Annotated in this window: 15 protein-coding genes and 1 tRNA gene; 10 read left to right on the top strand and 6 right to left on the bottom strand. The window is 46.8% G+C overall.

Annotated elements, in window-relative coordinates:
* Positions 1 to 10: 10 nt before the first annotated feature.
* The 5 genes from RIH33_RS15955 to RIH33_RS15935 all read left to right on the top strand — a co-directional run bounded on the left by RIH33_RS15955 (position 11) and on the right by RIH33_RS15935 (position 3,396).
* Positions 11 to 598 carry a YdeI/OmpD-associated family protein gene (locus RIH33_RS15955; RefSeq protein WP_406654881.1) on the top strand — a complete coding sequence of 196 codons (588 nt, stop codon included), beginning with the start codon at positions 11 to 13 and terminating at the stop codon, positions 596 to 598.
* Positions 599 to 1,642, top strand: coding sequence for a WD40/YVTN/BNR-like repeat-containing protein (locus RIH33_RS15950; RefSeq protein WP_406654880.1), 1,044 nt, complete (start codon positions 599 to 601; stop codon positions 1,640 to 1,642).
* Positions 1,643 to 1,732: 90 nt separating this feature from the next.
* A complete protein-coding gene (gene hemB / locus RIH33_RS15945; RefSeq protein WP_406654879.1) occupies positions 1,733 to 2,704 on the top strand; it encodes a porphobilinogen synthase in 972 nt (323 codons plus the stop codon).
* Positions 2,705 to 2,896: 192 nt separating this feature from the next.
* Positions 2,897 to 3,082 (top strand): hypothetical protein, encoded by a 186-nt coding sequence (locus tag RIH33_RS15940; protein ID WP_406654878.1) that lies wholly within the window; start codon positions 2,897 to 2,899, stop codon positions 3,080 to 3,082.
* 155 nt (positions 3,083 to 3,237) lie between these two features.
* Positions 3,238 to 3,396 carry a hypothetical protein gene (locus RIH33_RS15935; protein WP_406654877.1) on the top strand — a complete coding sequence of 53 codons (159 nt, stop codon included), beginning with the start codon at positions 3,238 to 3,240 and terminating at the stop codon, positions 3,394 to 3,396.
* Here RIH33_RS15935 and RIH33_RS15930 read toward each other — a convergent pair.
* Genes RIH33_RS15930 through RIH33_RS15920 form a run of 3 tightly spaced genes read right to left on the bottom strand, consistent with a single transcriptional unit; the run spans position 3,393 to position 6,114 of the window.
* A complete protein-coding gene (locus tag RIH33_RS15930) occupies positions 3,393 to 3,779 on the bottom strand; it encodes a co-chaperone GroES (protein ID WP_406654876.1) in 387 nt (128 codons plus the stop codon). The two genes, RIH33_RS15935 and RIH33_RS15930, sit on opposite strands and share 4 nt — an antisense overlap.
* 19 nt (positions 3,780 to 3,798) lie before the next feature.
* Positions 3,799 to 5,169, bottom strand: a complete 1,371-nt coding sequence (rmuC, locus tag RIH33_RS15925) for a DNA recombination protein RmuC (RefSeq protein WP_406654875.1) — start codon at positions 5,167 to 5,169, stop codon at positions 3,799 to 3,801.
* Between the two features lie 9 nt (positions 5,170 to 5,178).
* On the bottom strand, positions 5,179 to 6,114 hold the full coding sequence (locus RIH33_RS15920; protein WP_406654874.1) for a CPBP family intramembrane glutamic endopeptidase: 936 nt from the start codon (positions 6,112 to 6,114) through the stop codon (positions 5,179 to 5,181).
* Between the two features lie 21 nt (positions 6,115 to 6,135).
* Here RIH33_RS15920 and RIH33_RS15915 point away from each other — a divergent pair, with 21 nt between their 5' ends.
* Complete coding sequence (locus RIH33_RS15915) at positions 6,136 to 6,903, top strand: NRDE family protein (RefSeq protein ID WP_406654873.1); 768 nt, start codon at positions 6,136 to 6,138, stop codon at positions 6,901 to 6,903.
* Positions 6,900 to 7,385, top strand: coding sequence for a hypothetical protein (locus tag RIH33_RS15910; RefSeq protein WP_406654872.1), 486 nt, complete (start codon positions 6,900 to 6,902; stop codon positions 7,383 to 7,385). Before RIH33_RS15915 ends, RIH33_RS15910 begins: the two co-directional genes overlap by 4 nt.
* Positions 7,386 to 7,389: 4 nt before the next feature.
* On the opposite strand, the gene RIH33_RS15905 is transcribed toward RIH33_RS15910, so the two are convergent.
* From RIH33_RS15905 to gcvP, 3 genes are all read right to left on the bottom strand, one after another.
* Complete coding sequence (locus tag RIH33_RS15905) at positions 7,390 to 10,074, bottom strand: ABC transporter permease (RefSeq protein WP_406654871.1); 2,685 nt, start codon at positions 10,072 to 10,074, stop codon at positions 7,390 to 7,392.
* Between the two features lie 12 nt (positions 10,075 to 10,086).
* Complete coding sequence (locus RIH33_RS15900; protein ID WP_406654870.1) at positions 10,087 to 10,422, bottom strand: PadR family transcriptional regulator; 336 nt, start codon at positions 10,420 to 10,422, stop codon at positions 10,087 to 10,089.
* Between the two features lie 161 nt (positions 10,423 to 10,583).
* The gene (gene gcvP, locus RIH33_RS15895; protein WP_406654869.1) at positions 10,584 to 13,457 is read right to left on the bottom strand and encodes an aminomethyl-transferring glycine dehydrogenase; all 2,874 of its coding nucleotides are present in this window, start codon (positions 13,455 to 13,457) and stop codon (positions 10,584 to 10,586) included.
* Between the two features lie 236 nt (positions 13,458 to 13,693).
* On the opposite strand from gcvP, the gene RIH33_RS15890 reads away from it, so the two are divergent.
* The 3 genes from RIH33_RS15890 to RIH33_RS15880 all read left to right on the top strand — a co-directional run bounded on the left by RIH33_RS15890 (position 13,694) and on the right by RIH33_RS15880 (position 16,583).
* The gene (locus RIH33_RS15890) at positions 13,694 to 15,046 is read left to right on the top strand and encodes a M28 family peptidase (RefSeq protein ID WP_406658719.1); all 1,353 of its coding nucleotides are present in this window, start codon (positions 13,694 to 13,696) and stop codon (positions 15,044 to 15,046) included.
* 12 nt (positions 15,047 to 15,058) lie between these two features.
* Positions 15,059 to 16,402, top strand: a complete 1,344-nt coding sequence (locus RIH33_RS15885; protein ID WP_406654867.1) for a dihydroorotase — start codon at positions 15,059 to 15,061, stop codon at positions 16,400 to 16,402.
* A 105-nt stretch (positions 16,403 to 16,507) separates the two neighbouring features.
* A tRNA-His gene (locus RIH33_RS15880) sits at positions 16,508 to 16,583 on the top strand.
* The last annotated feature ends 776 nt before the right edge of the window (positions 16,584 to 17,359 follow it).

Here is a 17,359-nt window from a genome sequence, read left to right as displayed (position 1 = left end):
AAGCAAAGGGATGGATACAAGCGAAACAGTGGAAGAATACATTGCCAGGCACCCGGAGTATAACGTAGAGCTCAATAAATTAAGGGCGATCATTCATACCACAGAACTCAAGGAGACGGTCAAATGGGGGATTCCCACCTACACGATCAATAACAAAAATGTAGTGGGAATAGGTGCCTTCAAAAGCTATGCCGGCTTGTGGTTTTTCCAGGGCTCCTTTCTCAAGGACGAAAAAGGCCTGCTTATCAACGCACAGGAGGGGAAAACCAAGGGCATGCGCCAGATGCGCTTTCAGTCCATCGAGGCAATAGATGAGCAAATCATTCGTAGGTACCTTCTGGAAGCCATAGAAAACCAGAAACAGGGAAAAGAAATCAAACCCGAAAAGAAGCCTTTGGTCATTCCCGATGAGCTCAAAGAGCAGCTCAGCAAGGACGGTAAACTCTCGGAAGCTTTTGATCAGCTGAGTCTCTCCAAAAAGCGGGACTATGCCGAGTATATCCAGGAAGCTAAGCGTACGGATACCAAACAAAGCAGACTGGAGAAAATCACTCCAATGATTTTGGCAGGAATTGGCCTCTACGATAAATACAAATAAATGCATATAAGTAAAAACCTGGGTGTTGTCCTCCTCCTCACAGCAATGGGCTGTGCTCCAAAACCCACCACCGTGAAGAAAGCTCCAATAACGAGCCCCACCAAAGCATTGTTGCAGGCCATCAGCATTGTAGATGAAAAGACCGCCTGGGTGAGTGGACACAAGGCAACCTTTCTCCGCACCGTCAATGGCGGGTCAGACTGGAGGACCTTCACCTATGAGCTGATAGACTCCCTACAGTTTCGTGACATACATGCTTTCACCAGTGAGGAAATCGTACTTATGAGTGCCGGGCCAGGCAACCTCTCCCGAATCTTTCGGTTCAGCATTCAGAAGGGTTTTGAAGAAACTTATGTCATGCCCTATGAACAGGGCTTTCTTAATACCATCGAGTTCTGGGATGATGAAAGAGGCCTCGCCTTTGGGGATAGTTTTAATGGGGAGCTTTTTGTCTTAAAAACAGTGGATGGTGGGCGCAGTTGGACCAGACTGGATCCTAAAAGCCTGCCACCCGCCGGAGAAGGTGAAGGGGGGTTTGCCGCAAGTGGTGCATGCATCTCCACCAGACCTGATGGTAAAGCCTGGATCGGCACAGGTGCCGGGGGAAACTCGCGGGTGCTCTGCACCAGTGACTTTGGTCAGACGTGGGAGACCTATGAAGTCCCCATGGTTAAAGGACCCTCAGCGGGAATCACCTCCATCCGAATGTCAGATGATCAAACAGGACTTATAGTGGGTGGAGATCTGGCCATCACAGATCAGTACACTAACAATGTGGCCCTGACGGATGATGGGGGGAAAACCTGGCAACTGACTAGCCACCCAGTGACCAAAGGAGCATTTTATGGAAGCGATCTGATCCCCAGGGATAACGCATTTGTAATGATCGCCTCTGGTCCTAATGGCATTGACTACAGTACCGACCTGGGACGAACGTTCATCAACCTTGATACCGGCAATTACTGGGCCGTGGACCTTCACCCCTCCGGTTTTGGACTGGCCACCGGCACAGACGGCAAGATTTTGAAGCTCACCCTCGAATAGCGTGATTGCCCTCCAGAGATCTGACAAAGACGCTCATATTAGTGGGTGGATTCACTTTCCACTGATTGGTCTCTTCGTTAACTTTGGGTCATGGAAAGACGCCCCAGAAGAAACCGTGCCTCCCAGGCCATCAGAGACCTGAGTCAGGAAACACATGTCACCGCCAATGACCTGATCTATCCTTTATTTCTCCTGGAAGGGAGTCATAAAAAGACGGAGGTAAAGTCTATGCCGGGGATATTCAGGCTAAGCATTGACCTCATGCTTAAGGAAATGGAGGAGTGTCTGAAATTGGGCATTAAGGGATTTGATGTGTTTCCGGTGGTGGAAGATTTTCATAAGGATAAGCTGGCTACGAAAAGCTACGATCGTGGATTTTTCTATCTTCAGGCCCTCCAGACCATCAAAAAAGAATTTCCTGAAGCACTGATCATTACTGATGTGGCCATGGACCCCTACAGCTCAGATGGGCATGACGGTATCGTAAAAGACGGAAAAATCCTCAACGACGAAACGCTCGACGTATTGGGCCAAATGGCGTTGGCACAGGCGGAAACCGGCATTGACATGATCGGGCCCTCAGACATGATGGATGGTCGGGTCGGTCACCTAAGAAATGTACTGGACGAAGCGGGATTCTCCCATGTGGGTATCATGGCTTATACTGCCAAATACGCGAGTGCATTCTATGGTCCCTTCAGGGATGCCCTGGACTCAGCTCCGAAGTTTGGGGACAAGAAAACCTATCAGATGAACCCCGCCAACCGCAAAGAAGCCCTTATAGAAGCGGAGCTAGACTATATAGAAGGTGCAGACGTGCTGATGGTAAAGCCTGCCCTTAGCTACCTGGATGTAATCTCCGACCTGAAAGCAAATTATGACTTACCCATAGCCGCTTACAACGTATCCGGAGAATATGCCATGATCAAGGCTGCCGGGCTTCAGGGCTGGCTGGATGCGGACCGCGTGCGAGACGAGGTGTTGCTCTCCATCAAGCGATCCGGAGCAGACATGATTCTCACCTATTTTGCCAAAGAATTTTGCTCCAAAACCAGGGCATGATCTGAGGACCCCATGGATAGGAATGACTTTTGATTAGTCAGGGGTCCTTCTTTTCATAACGGTATTTCTTGTCTGAGGTCCCCTTGTTGCGAATCGACCGCTTGATCGACAAAATCGGCCTGTTCGACTAACAACATTATGCAACACTTGTCGGCATTCGTACATTCGTTAGACAACCAAGCCCTAACAATTATGATCACCATAGACAACGACCCCAACGAAGACGAGATGACTCTTGACTGTGCTTTGAAAATTGTACAGCATCTGGAAAGGAACATTATTAAGCACCGCGAAAACATCAACACGGCGAGTAAGCTTGCATCTATGAATAAATTCATTCAAATGAATTATATCCATAATATGGCAGAGACAGCCTAGATCAAAAGAACGATAACAAGTAGTCATTCCGTCGTTAGCCAACCTCCCATCGGGCATAACTCATCGACTAAAAAGGAGCACTCACCTAAAAACCATTATTTAGGATAGAAATTTTAATCAGTTTTGTGACATAAGACCTCACGAATATGAAAAACATGACCGAACAAGAACTGATTGAATGCGCCCAAAAAATCGTCCGTCATCTGGAAAAAAACATCGTCAAGCATAGGGACAACCCTTCTGTGGCTTGTAAGCTCGCCTCGATGAACAAATACATCCACATGTGCTACATCCAGCGAGTCACCGCCCTCTAATCAAACAGATCTTCCTCCCGCTCCAGCATGAGTATCGAGCTTTGTGGTACAATGAAATATTTCTCACCTTCATACACCACCTCAAAGGCGCCTTTTTGAAGAAAAATGGCCAAATCTCCGGCCTTAGCCTGTAGAGGAATGTATTTCACCTTTTCCTCCTCTTGCTTCCACGCATCATCTTCGTCAGCCGATACCGGGATCGGATAGCCGGGTCCGGCTTTTACGATATAGCCGGTCTGTATTTTTTCTTTTTCCTGTACTCCAGGTGGGAGATAGATTCCACTACTCGTCTTCTCCGATTCGGCTTTGGGTCTGATCAAAACCCGATCGCCCACGACAATGATATTCTTTAGCTTATTCTCTGCTGTGAGTTGCGTTCTCATTTTTTTCTTCTAACACTCTTTAACCAAACAAATTTCCGGAAGGGGTCTCCTCAGGCTTTTTGATCGCTGCAGAGGCATCGGCCCGCTCCAGCAGTTTCTCATTCATATCCTTGCTCGTTTTGGCACCAAGTTCCTTCAGGCGCTCTGTTTTTCGGATCAGGTTGTCCTTGCCATCATAGAGCTTCTTCATAGCTTCCGTATACTGCTGCTTTGACTTATCCAGCGATCGCCCCACTTCCATAAGGTCATCCACGAAAGCCTTAAATTTATCATATAAGGCTCCACCCTGTCGGGCTATTTCCAGTGCATTTCTATCCTGATACTCATGCTTCCAGATGCTAGCCACAGTGCGTAATGTAGCGATCAATGTAGCCGGACTCACTATGATGATGTTCTTGTTGTGCGCCTCGTTGTAAAGCTCTCCGCCCTGCTGCACCAGCAGCGCAAAAGCTGACTCTATGGGCACAAACATCAGCACATAATCCAATGTTCCTGATTCGAACAGTTTGTGATAACTCTTTTCACTCAACCCCTTGATATGCGCCCGCAATGAGATCAGGTGCTCCTTGAGGTATTGCTCCCGCTCCTGCTCCGAGTCACTGTTCACATATTTTTCATAGGCCACCAGCGATGCTTTTGCATCGATGACAAGGTTCTTATTGTCGGGTAGCCTGATGATCACATCCGGCCTCAGCCTGCGACCCTCTTCGTTGGTAAAAGACTCCTGAGTAAAGTACTCCCGATCCTTCTCCAGTCCGGATTTCTCCAGTATTCTCTCCAGAATCACCTCTCCCCAGTTACCTTGCACTTTCGTGTCGCCCTTGAGTGCCTTGGTGAGGTTTTCTGTTTCTTTAGTCATCCGCTGATTCAACTCCCGCAGGCTTATGATCTGCTCTCGCAAGGCTGTACTTCGCTCCAGGCTGTCTTTATTGGTTTGCTCCACCTTCCGCTCAAACTCCACGAGTTTTTCGCCAAGTGGTTTCAGCAAATGATCCAGGTTAGACTTGTTCTGATCAGTAAACTTTTTACTCTTCTCCTCGAAAATCTCATTGGCCAGGTTTTTAAATTCTGCGGCAAATCGCTGTTGCAGATTATTCACCTCTTCCTTTTGCTCACTGAGTCGCTCCTGGAGATTTCTGAAATTGGCCTTCAGACTGGAGTGTTCGCTGTTGATATCCATGAAGCGCTCTCGCTCCTCCCTCAGCTCACCATTGAGTTGTGCCAGTTCGGCCGTCAATTTATTGGATCGCTCCTGCTCCATCTGCAACTCCATCCGCAGCTTGGGAGCATCATCCACCACTCCTTTGGATTGGAGCCTGGCTACCAAATAGCCAATGATCGCTCCCGCCACCAACCCAATAATCAAAACCATCAACGAATCAAACTCCATAGGTTAAAGTTAAATGAAACTCTGCAGATAGCCGAACAACTCCATGGCCCATGCCACTCCCATATGTATTATTATTCCTCCCCATACATTTTTACTGTTGTAGGAGATAATACCCAAAATATACCCACCAAACACCGAGCTGATGGCCTCCGTCAGGGGCTTTCCGAAATGGAGAAAAGCATAAGAAGCCACCATCGGTAATACCGCGTATCCACCAAGTGTCTTTACAAAAGCATGAATCAGAAATCCTCTGAAAAACACTTCCACCGAGACAAAATCACTGCCATAAGCGATTTCATAAATCAACACTGACATCCAGACAGGAAAACCATGGGCCTCGGCAAAATTGTCACCACCGGCATACTGAAACCGGGGATAATAACTTTGTATGTCAGAGAAAAACGAACCAATACCGATGAAAACCATGGCACCTGCCAGAAGTATGAAATACGGTTTTGGATCAAATCGCTTCAGTGCCAGTCCATAGTAGGTCTTTGGTCGTTCCGATTCGAAGATGGCATAGACCAACATCAGCGGTATTACATTCAGAAAAATACTGGATGACCAGTTGAGGCACCTTGCCATAAAATGATAATCAGCCGGGCGAAGGCCTTTGATCACCTGCATGTGTCCTGTAAAGGACCTGTCCAATGCCAGAATCGCAAATCCAATCACCAACATCAGCCAGAATGAACCCGTGAACACGGTTATTTGTTTTACCCGTGCAATGAGCAGGCTCACACCCAAAAAAGGAAACATCATCCACAAAAACATATACAGCCAATGCAGGAAAGTGCCTCTGTAACTATCAATTACAGAATCTTCAAAGTCATAGGTATAGTTAAAGACAAAGCAGAGGGTGAGAAATAGACCAATGAGAAGGTAGAGTTTGAGGTCAAAGTGTTTTCTTTGATACTCTTTTAGGTAATCAAAAATTTGCCGCATGCTAAAAATTTGCCCAAAGATATGTGTCTCATAGTATTTGCCTGGGATGTACACCCAAAATATCGGCTCATAGTGGCCGCTAATCGGGATGAGTTTTATACCCGCCCCACAGCACCCGCAGACTTTTGGGATGACGAGCCCGATATTCTGGGTGGTCGCGACCTGCAAGCGGGTGGCTCCTGGATGACGGTTTCAAAGCATGGAAATTTCGCGGCGGTCACCAACTATCGGGACCTGGCAAATATTAGAGAAAATGTGCGGTCGAGGGGTGAAATTCCCATCCATTTTATGGATCAGAACCAAAAACCACTGAGCTATGTCAAAGGTCTGCACGAGTACTCGACAGAGTACAACGGATTCAATGTGCTGACTGCCAACCCTCAGATGATGACCCACTACAGCAACTATGAGCGCAAGGCCAACGTCATTACTCCGGGCATTCATGGATTGAGCAATGCCCTTCTGGATACCCCATGGCCTAAAGTAGAATTGGCCAAAGCCAAATTTCAGGAACTAATCAGCAATAGCTTCAACCATGGAGAGTTAATAGAGATGATGAGTGACACCTCAACCGCCGAAGACAGCATATTGCCAGACACGGGAGTGTCCAGGGAGATGGAAAAAGCATTGTCAGCCATGTGCATTCGTATGGAAAATTACGGCACCTGCTGCTCCACGGTTATTACCCTGGACAGAGATGGACTCATCGAATTTTCAGAAAAGTCCTATCCCGTCGGAGGCAGGACAGAGAAGGTTGTAAATTATCAATTCAAAATTCAAGAAAATTGAGCCTGAAAAATATTGTACCGCGACTGTTATTGCTGATGCTTTTACCTGCCGCAGGGTGCTTATCGTCATGCGAAGACGATATCAGTGGTTTTGATCTGGAGAAGGATCCCCTCAAGGGCAAAATAGGGGGCGAAGAGTGGCAGTACGCCGTTGGCAGTGCGAATACCAATAACTCTTCCTACTACCTGGAAGGGCTCATCGTGGGCGAAAGTGCTCAGGATCCCTGCGCCATCAGGGTCTCAAGCAAACCTCATCTTTCCCTAAAAATCCCTGGCAGAAAAGGAAGCTACAACCTCCCTTTTGCGGCAAATGAAGGTTATGTTGTTTTCAATTTGCCCAATGGCGCCAAAAAACTCACCGCTTCCGGTGGGTTTATTGAAGTGGTGGCCGTGGGGAGTCAGCAACTGATCGGGTACATAAGTGCCGATTTTGACGATGACAATACCGTGAAGGGTTCATTTCTGTTAGAGTTTTGTAACTAGCCGGCTATTCATCCTTTAAAATATCTGCAGGGTTGGTTTTTACCCCCTTTAAAGTCTGAAGCGCGATAGTACTCAACAAAACAAGTCCAATAAACCCCAGGGTGATCATGTAACTCATGGGTGAAACGTCCACTCGATAGGCAAAGCCCTCCAGCCATCTGGAAATGAAGAAATAGCTAAGTGGAATGGCTACCGCCCCGCTGACTATTAGAACCATGAGGTACTCCCGACTTATCAATTTTACTACCGAGATAAATGAGGCTCCAAGGACCCTTCTGATGGCCACTTCCCGGGTACGTGTTTTTAAAGAATAAACGATCAAACCAAAGAGGCCAATGAAAGCAATAACCATTGCAAGACCACTCAAGAGATAGAGGAGTTGGAGCTGTTTTCTTTCATTCTGATAAAGTTTAGCGTACAGGTCATCTACAAAATGATACTCGAAAGGGTACTGTGGAAAAAGCTGATTCCAGTTATCTTCAATCAATTCTAATGTGGATTCCATATGATTCGTTTCCACTTTCACCAGAAAGTTTCTCAACCAAAGGGGCTCGAAAACAAAGACTATCGGATCTATCTTATTCTTCAAAGTTTCCTGATGGTAATCTTTGATGACTCCTACCACCGGTCCTCTGGCCAACTTGTATTCACCCTGCGACCAGGCAATGCTCTTGCCCAAAGTCTCTTCGGGAGACTCCCAACCCATCGCACGCATAGCCGTTTCGTTCAGCAGATATGCTCTTCGTTGATTAATAAGGTACTCGGATACCCCATCTCCATTTAGAAACTCTGGAATAGGAAGATAGGTTAGGCTCTCAGGAAGAGGTTCGCCGGCTGCCAGTGATATCCCCATTACCTCCAGGTAATCATGATCAATCACCTGAATGTCCATAGATGGGGCACTCTCATCATTTTCTTCCATTCCCTCTGATGTAACGACTCCACCATCCCTTATTTCACGCGAAGGGACTTCCAGGCTGGCAGTCACCCCCGCAATACCCGCCTGACCCGATAGCTGATCTTTGAACAACTTAAACTTATCTTTTACTTCATCCGGCACATCCGTCATCGCCAGAACCTGCTCCCTTTCTATCCCAAGGTTTTTCTCATTGAGATATAAAAACTGGTCCCGGGCAATCAGAGCACTTGCGATCAATAAAATAGAAATGGCAAATTGAAGCGTAATAAGACCCCGTTTGAGATTGAACTGACTCGAAGTTTTTCCCAATGAAAAAGTAGTGATGTTCCTCATGCTCTTCACCAGATTAAGCGACGACAGTACCACTGCAGGATATACCCCTGCTACCAAACCCGTACAAATAGCGCTGGCTGCAAGTCCAATAACGAGGGTCCCTGGGTAAAGCAAATTTTGGACGCCTATCATCTCACCAAAAGACGGAAATAGCAGGAATGCCAGACCTCCCCCTATAGTGGCAGCGATCAGACTGAACAATACTGATTCTGTTAAGGAATAGAAGATCAATTGCCTACGTGCAGCACCCAATACTTTACGTACACCAATTTCCCTGGCCCTCGCCATAAACAAGGCGCTTGACAAATTCATAAAATTGACGGTGACCAGAATCAGTATTAGCATCGCCACAATTGAAAAAACCCGCACATATAAGATAGATCCATTGGCACGAATCTCCCTGGCAAGATCAGAATGCAAATGAATATCCGAAAGGGGCTGAAATACATAATCAGTGCCCTCCAAAGCATTTGATCCATATCTTTTTATGGCCATAGCCTCCAGCTTAGACTGAACAGTGGCAAGGTCAGCTCCCTCCTGAAAAAGCAGATACGTGTAGGCCCACCACGATCGTTCTTCTTCATTTTGAAAAGAAAGAAGCATATCCACTGGTAAATGAGTATTAGCAGGAAGGCTCTTCATTATCCCCGTGATCTGATAACGATTTTCCTCGGAAGACCAAAAGCCCGTAATGGCTATTTCTTCACCCATAGCATTGCCATCGGGGAAATATTTCTCCGCCAAAGCTTCAGAGATCACTACCGAATAAGGAAGCCTGAGTGCACTTTTGGGGTCTCCACTTAACAACTCAAAATCAAAGACGTCAAACACATTTCCGTCTGTTGAAAAAGCGTTTTCTTGTCGAAATTTATGCTCCCCAATTTGTACATACCGTGTCTCCTGATTTTGAAAACGAATGAGGTGCTCCACCTCAGGGATGCTATTGGGAATGTCATTAATCCAGTCAGCATCTACCCGGGCAAAATGAGTATCATATCCGTTTGGGGAAGTGTAATGAACCGTAAGTCGGTAAATGCGTTCAGATTTACCGTGAAAATTCTCGAAGCTAGTTTCAAAGTGCAGGTAAATAACGATGAGCAGTACGGCGGCAAAGCCTATAGCCAGGCCTGAGATATTGAGCAGCGAAAACAGCCGATGATGTTTAAAATTTCGTCGGATGACTTTGAGGGAATTAATGAATATGGAATAATTCCAAAACCTACCTCCAGAAACTTCTTTTCTCCAAGCGTAACCTCTAAAACACCGCATGACATTGTACCAAAATAGCAGATTGGCAATAGTAAGGTTTCGGGCATTCAGGCTGGCATAAAACATTTCCAGAAGATCACCCTCCAGCTCCTCCTGTCGATCTCCACGGCAGTACCATCTGAAAAAGCGCAATGCCCACTTTGGGGGCTCAGGTCGATTTGGATTCATTCTTTCGGCGGTTTAGTTCTGTGTGGCGATGGTAAGTGGGGGAATTTGTCGGCGTAGTTGCTCTCGCAATTCTGCTAGCTCATCAAGAGCCTTTCTACCATAAGGAGTTATGGAAAATAGCCTCTTACGTTTGCCTCCCCTGTAGTCGCCGGCTTCTCCTAACCTGGATTCCAGAAAACCCTTATCCTCCAATCGATAAAGCACCGTATGGATAGCGCTTATATTAATGCTTTTCCCTGTTTGCTTTTTGTATTCCTCGACTATCGTTACTGAATAAGCCTTATCACACAAGACTCCTACGAGCAACAATACCAATTCCTCAAAATTCCCCAGTTTCAAATTTTCCATTTTTGTCACATTTGTAAGGAATATACTGAAGGAGGGATCCAAAAGTTTCACTTTTGTAAGTAAAATAATCACCATCACAAGAGATCAGAGGTTTTTAGGCATAAAAAATGCCCTGATTCGCTTCGAACCAGGGCATTCTTTGAAGTCAGATATCCAACCGTCTACACCAACTCAGCAGCCTCTGCATAAGCCTCTACCGGCACACAGCTGCACATTAGGTTTCGGTCGCCGTAAGCACTGTCTATTCTGCTCACCGAAGGCCAGAATTTATTGTACTTCAGCTCTGGCAGTGGGAAAGCCGCTTTCTCTCTGCTATATGGCAGCTCCCAGTGCTCCGCTATGACCGTGCGCTGAGTGTGTGGCGCGTTCTTTAGCACGTTATTGTCCTTATCAGCCACTCCGCTGACGACCTCTTCTATTTCTTTGCGAATAGAGATCATCACATTGCAGAATCGGTCAATCTCCGATTTGGTCTCGCTTTCGGTCGGCTCTATCATCATGGTGCCAGCCACAGGAAACGAAACTGTAGGTGCATGATAGCCATAATCCATTAATCGCTTGGCAATGTCCTCTACCTCCACTCCAAATTTTTTGAAGTCCCTGCAGTCGATGATCAGTTCGTGAGCATTCCTGCCTTTTTCATTGGCATAAAGCACAGGATAGTGGTCCTTTAGTTGCTGCCCGATGTAGTTGGCATTCAGGATGGCTAGTTGAGTAGCTGCTCTAAGTCCATCGCCGCCCATCATGGCTATATAGGCATGAGAGATAGGTAAAATACTGGCACTACCATAAGGAGCACTGGAAACATTCACGTCATCCACTCCTACGTGTGTGTTCCCTGGCAGATAAGGTGCCAGATGTGCTCCCACTCCGATCGGGCCCATGCCCGGGCCGCCTCCACCGTGAGGAATACAAAAAGTCTTGTGAAGATTCAGGTGACAAACATCCGCTCCAATCATCGCCGGTGAAGTGAGTCCCACCTGGGCATTCATATTGGCTCCATCCATATACACCTGACCTCCGTGGGCATGAACAAGCTCACAGATTTCTATAATGCTTTCTTCAAAAACACCATGAGTAGAAGGATAGGTCACCATCAAGGCGCCTAGGTTTTCACTGTGTGTTTCTACTTTGCTCTTGAGGTCCTCCAGGTCAATGTTTCCCTGATCATCACATTTGACGATCACCACTTCCATACCAGCCATCACTGCACTGGCGGGATTGGTACCATGTGCTGATGAAGGGATCAGGGTGATGTTTCTATGATGGTGTCCATTGGCCTGATGATAGGCCCTGATGACCATAAGTCCTGCAAATTCTCCCTGAGCACCGGAATTGGGCTGAAACGAAACCGCTGAAAAGCCTGTAATCTCCGCCAGCCAGTCGTGTAGCTCTCCGATCACCTCCGCATATCCCGCGACCTGTTCTTTAGGAGCAAAAGGGTGGATACTTCCAAACTCCGGCCAGGTGACGGGAATCATCTCAGTAGTGGCATTGAGCTTCATGGTACATGATCCCAGCGAGATCATTGAATGAACCAGCGAAAGGTCTTTGTTCTCCAGTCGCTTCATATAGCGCAGGATCTCATGCTCACTGTGATTCACATTGAACACCTCATGAGTCATAAAGTCCGACTGCCGGGCCAGTCCATTCGGATAAGCAATTTCCACCTGCGTGCTTATGGGATATGCTTCCTTTCCCAGCGCTTCCGCGAAAATAGAAACCACATTTTGAGCGTCTCCCGGAAGATGCGTCTCATCAAATGAAAGCATTACCTGTCCGTCCAGATATCTGAAGTTGAGTTGATGGGATTCCGATACTTTCTTTACCTTTTGAAGAGTGGCTTCATCCAGTGTAAACCTGAGTGTATCAAAATACTCAGTATTTTCTTCTTTCAATCCCATGGCTGAGAGTGAAGCAGCAGTTGCCCTGGCCAGGCCTCTCACTCTGGAAGCTATCTGCTTGAGTCCCACCGGCCCATGATATACTCCATACATGGAGGCCATGACCGCCAGCAGTACCTGAGCCGTACAAATGTTGGAAGTGGCCCTTTCTCGTTTGATGTGCTGCTCTCTCGTTTGCAGAGCCATCCGATAGGCCGGATGACCCTCATCATCCTTTGAAACACCGATGATTCTTCCAGGAATGTATCTTTTGTATTCTTCCTTTGTAGCAAAGAAAGCCGCATGCGGGCCTCCATATCCCATAGGAACGCCAAAACGCTGTGAAGTTCCAACCACCACATCCACTCCCCACTCCCCGGGAGGGGTCAGCAGGCAAAGTGCCAAAAGATCAGATGCTACTGCGACCGAAACTCCATGTTCCTTGGACTCCGCTACAAACGCCGAGCGATCAAAAGTCTCCCCGAAATTATCCGGGTACTGGAAAAACACCCCGAACAGGTCAGCATCGCTAAGATCAATATTTTCTATTCTGGCCACCACCAGCTCCAGACCAAGAGGCTTGGTTCTGGTTTTCAAAATTTCTAAGGTCTGTGGAAAAACCCGTTCGTCTACCACCACTTTATTGGCATGCTTTTTCTCCTTTTTTCGGGTGGCATGCAGCATGGCAATAGCCTCTGCCGCTGCAGTCCCTTCATCCAAAAGAGATGCATTGGCTATCTCCATACCGGTGAGGTCAGAGACCAGCGTCTGAAAATTGATGAGGGCTTCCAATCTGCCCTGGGCAATCTCGGCCTGATAAGGCGTATAAGCCGTGTACCATCCTGGGTTCTCAAGTATATTCCGCTGGATCACAGCCGGCACCACACAGTTATAATACCCCTGCCCCAGAAAAGATTTGAACACTTTGTTTTTTCCAGCCGTCTTCTTGAGCTTGTTGATGTACTCATATTCATTCAGAGGAGCAGGCAGGTTGAGCCCCTGTTTCAGTCGGATTTTCCCGGGAATAGTTTGAGCGATCAACTCGTCTAAAGAGGAGACACCCAAAGCATCCAGCATTTCCTGGATTTCCCCTTCAGAAGGTCCATTGTGGCGTGTTTGGAAGGCTACTCTTTCGTTTAAATCAACAGTCATAATGTGGTGGTATTATGGATGAAATTTCAAGGTGCAAATGTATAATGAATTCAACATTTTATTCGCGCATCTCCACGGGATAAAAACGTATAATATTTGTTTAGCTTTGGGGTTTTCAAAATTTATACAAAATGAAGCATCTATTATTTGGCTCAATCCTGCTTTTATTCTTTATAAATGGGTTTTCACAGGATAAAAGAGCTGTCAAATACTCAAATACAATAACAACTTCGGATTTGAAGGATTATCTCTCTGTGCTGGCATCTGACAGCCTTGAGGGGCGTGAAACTGGAGAAAGGGGTCAAAAAATGGCCGCTGCCTATATCGCAGAAAAATTCAACTCTTTTGGGCTTGAGGCTCCCGTAAAAACCGATGAGGGAATGTCCTATTTCCAGAGCTACCCACTGAAGAAAATGACTTACCGCACGGCCTATCTCAAAAAAGGTGAAGAGGTAAAAACGAACTTTGAGGATTTCATCTACAACTCACGTGAGGAAACACTGGGCGAAGAATATGTAGACATTCTTTTTGCAGGCACTCAAACCATAGAGAACCTCAAGAAAATGGATCTCAGCGGGAAGTTCCTGGCGGTAGTCACCCAGGAAATGGGCAACTGGCGAAAGGTACTTGCGGAGGTCAAAGACCTGGATGCCGCCGGTATTATCCTCATCGTGGAAGACGAAAGCAGATTCGGGTTCATCATGACCAGGTACAGCAGGTATCTACAAGGGTCGAGAATGGCTCTGGAAACCACCACCAAAGGCAATAAAATAATTATTGGGAACCCGGAACTGGCCTCCTGGATTTTTGATATGTCCTACGACGAACTAAAAGAGAAAGGCAAGGGTAAAACTTCCAGACTGATCCTCAATGCGGATATGTTGGTAGAAGATATCACGGCCGAGAATGTTTTGGGTTTTCTGAAGGGAAGTGAGAAGCCCGAAGAGGTGCTGGTGGTCACTTCACACTATGATCACATTGGCATTTCAGAGAATGGCGAGATCAACAATGGCGCCGATGACGATGGATCAGGTACCGTCACCGTACTGGAGATTGCACAGGCCTTTTCTGAAGCTGCTGCCAAAGGGATCAAACCCAAACGAAGCATCCTTTTCATGACGGTGTCTGGTGAAGAAAAAGGGCTACTTGGCAGTGAGTATTACACCGAAAATCCGGTATTCCCCTTGGCAAACACAGTGACTAACCTGAACGTGGACATGGTGGGAAGAGTAGATGAGGAGCATGAGAAAAACCCGGGTTACGTGTACGTGATCGGTGCGGATAAACTCTCGAAGGAGTTACATGAAGTTTCTGAAATGGCCAATAAAACCTACACACAGCTGGATCTGGATTACACCTACAATGCGGAAACCGACCCGAACAGGTATTACTACCGTTCGGATCATTACAATTTTGCCAAAAAGAATGTGCCTATCATCTTCTATTTCAACGGATCACATGCTGACTATCATCGCCCTACGGACACGATCGAGAAAATTAACTTCGAGATCATGCAAAAGCGAGCACAGCTTGTTTTCTTTACAGCATGGGAGCTGGCCAACCGAGAGCGCCGGGTTCAACTGGACTAGAACAATAGCACAATGGCATCAAAGTACCTGATCAAAAACGCACAAATAGTTAACGAGGGCAGTATCTATTCCGGAGATCTGTTGATTGAGCATCAGCGGATCGTGAAAATAGGAGCTGACCTGAAGGTGGATGGGGCAGTGAAAGAAATCAATGCCGAAGGAAAATACCTCCTGCCCGGGCTCATAGACGATCAGGTACACTTCAGAGAACCGGGACTCACCCATAAAGCGGAAATCTATACAGAAGCCAGGGCCGCGGTAGCTGGCGGGGTTACCTCTTTCATGGAAATGCCCAATGTCATCCCGCAAACCACCACGCAGGAGCTGCTGACAGCTAAGTATGAAATAGGAAGACAAAAGTCACTGGCCAACTATTCCTTTTTCATAGGAGCCACCAATGACAACCTGGACGAGGTGCTAAAAACCAACCCTATGGAGGTCTGCGGCATCAAAGTATTCATGGGCTCCTCTACCGGTAACATGCTGGTGGACGATGAAAAAACATTGGAAGAGCTTTACAAAAATGCACCGATACTCATTGCCACGCATTGCGAAGATGAAGCCACCATCAGGAAAAACATGGAGCAATATGTGGCTCAATATGGGGATGAAATCCCGTTTGATCTGCATCCGGTGATCAGAAGTGCAGAAGCATGTTACAAGTCCTCCTCGATGGCTGTGGCATTGGCCAAAAAACACGACACCCGGCTGCACATTCTCCACATCTCCACAGGCATCGAGACGGCTCTTTTTGACAATACCATTCCTCTGAAAGACAAGAGAATCACTGCTGAGGCCTGCATTCATCATCTGTGGTTTTCAGATGTAGATTACAAAGAAAAGGCCCAGTGGATCAAATGGAACCCTGCCGTGAAAACGGCTGGCGACCGGGACAAGGTATGGGAGGCCCTGCTGGATGACCGGATCGACATCATCGCTACAGACCATGCGCCCCACACCATTGCAGAAAAAAATAATCCTTACACCAAAGCACCATCCGGAGGCCCTTTGGTACAGCACTCACTGACGGCCCTGCTGGATTTTTATCATCAGGGAAGGATCAGCCTCGAGAAGATCGTAGAAAAGGCATGCCATGCCCCAGCGGAGTGTTTTCAGGTGGCAGAGCGAGGATATATTCGGGAAGGCTATTTTGCGGACCTGGTGCTGGTAGACCTGCATAAACCCTGGAAAGTTACTTCGGAAAATATCCTGTCAAAATGCGGCTGGTCACCCTTTGAAGGTCATACATTCCAGTCCTCGGTGGAGCAGGTTTGGGTGTCGGGACACCTGGCCTATTCGGAAGGAAAATTTGATGAAAGTAAAAAAGGAGCAAGACTCACTTTTGATCGCAATTAATTTTTGCTAAAATCCTTGAATGCATTTACATTTGCATCCCAATTTAGACGGTGGTTGTAGTTCATCCCGAAGTATCGGGAGGTTAGAACGCAACAACCCAAACATGGTGGTTGTAGTTCAGTTGGTTAGAACGCCTGATTGTGGTTCAGGAGGTCGCCGGTTCGAGTCCGGTCTTCCACCCTTAATAAAAGCAGTTACATTCATTTGTAGCTGCTTTTTTTGTTTGAAGGACATCTAACTCCCCTCTTGAGAGGGGTCGGGGGTGTGTCCTTATTTTCTACACCATTTTTAAAGGTCATCTCCAAGAAATAGAACCTGACACTTGAACCTGCCAAGGTAATTTTTTAAATAAGATCAAGTCACGTCGCCGGCCAAAGGTTGGCCCCGTCGTGTCCGGTCTTCCACCCTTATCAAAAGCAGTTACATTCATTTGTAGCTGCTTTTTTGTTTAAAAGGGCTTCCAACTCCCCTCTTGAGAGAGGTCGGGGGTGTGTCCTTATTTTCTACACCATTTTTAAAGGTCATCTCCAAGAAATAGAACCTGACCCTTGAACCTGCCAAGGTAATTTTTTAAATAAGATCAAGTCAGGTCGCCGGCCAAAGGTTGGCCCCGTCGTGTCCGGTCTTCCACCCTTATCAAAAGCAGTTACATTCATTTGTAGCTGCTTTTTTGTTTAAAGGGCTTCTAACTCCCCTCTTGAGAGGGGTTGGGGGTGTGTCCTTATTTTCTACACAATTTTAAAGGTCATCTCCAAAAAATGGGACTTGATTAAATAAGATCAAGTCAGGTCGCCGACCAAAGGTTGGCCCCGTCGTGTCCGGTCTTCCACCCTTATCAAAAGCAGTTACATTCATTTGTAGCTGCTTTTTTGTTTAAAAGACATCTAACTCCCCTCTTGAGTGGGGTCGGGGGTGTGTCCTTATTTTTAAGGTCATCTCCACAAAATAGGACTTGAT

It is taken from the genome of Marinoscillum sp. (assembly GCF_040222955.1).
Classification (GTDB): domain Bacteria; phylum Bacteroidota; class Bacteroidia; order Cytophagales; family Cyclobacteriaceae; genus Marinoscillum.
This window is presented reverse-complemented; position numbering and strand designations above follow the sequence as displayed.

Coding starts and splice junctions, on each gene's coding strand:
- RIH33_RS15915 (WP_406654873.1), top strand. CDS start 6,136: ATGTGTCTCATAGTATTTGCCTGGGATGTACACCCAAAATATCGGCTC.
- hemB (WP_406654879.1), top strand. CDS start 1,733: ATGGAAAGACGCCCCAGAAGAAACCGTGCCTCCCAGGCCATCAGAGAC.
- RIH33_RS15935 (WP_406654877.1), top strand. CDS start 3,238: ATGACCGAACAAGAACTGATTGAATGCGCCCAAAAAATCGTCCGTCAT.
- RIH33_RS15885 (WP_406654867.1), top strand. CDS start 15,059: ATGGCATCAAAGTACCTGATCAAAAACGCACAAATAGTTAACGAGGGC.
- RIH33_RS15930 (WP_406654876.1), bottom strand. CDS start 3,779: ATGAGAACGCAACTCACAGCAGAGAATAAGCTAAAGAATATCATTGTC.
- RIH33_RS15920 (WP_406654874.1), bottom strand. CDS start 6,114: ATGCGGCAAATTTTTGATTACCTAAAAGAGTATCAAAGAAAACACTTT.
- rmuC (WP_406654875.1), bottom strand. CDS start 5,169: ATGGAGTTTGATTCGTTGATGGTTTTGATTATTGGGTTGGTGGCGGGA.
- gcvP (WP_406654869.1), bottom strand. CDS start 13,457: ATGACTGTTGATTTAAACGAAAGAGTAGCCTTCCAAACACGCCACAAT.
- RIH33_RS15905 (WP_406654871.1), bottom strand. CDS start 10,074: ATGAATCCAAATCGACCTGAGCCCCCAAAGTGGGCATTGCGCTTTTTC.
- RIH33_RS15955 (WP_406654881.1), top strand. CDS start 11: ATGGATACAAGCGAAACAGTGGAAGAATACATTGCCAGGCACCCGGAG.
- RIH33_RS15900 (WP_406654870.1), bottom strand. CDS start 10,422: ATGGAAAATTTGAAACTGGGGAATTTTGAGGAATTGGTATTGTTGCTC.
- RIH33_RS15950 (WP_406654880.1), top strand. CDS start 599: ATGCATATAAGTAAAAACCTGGGTGTTGTCCTCCTCCTCACAGCAATG.
- RIH33_RS15940 (WP_406654878.1), top strand. CDS start 2,897: ATGATCACCATAGACAACGACCCCAACGAAGACGAGATGACTCTTGAC.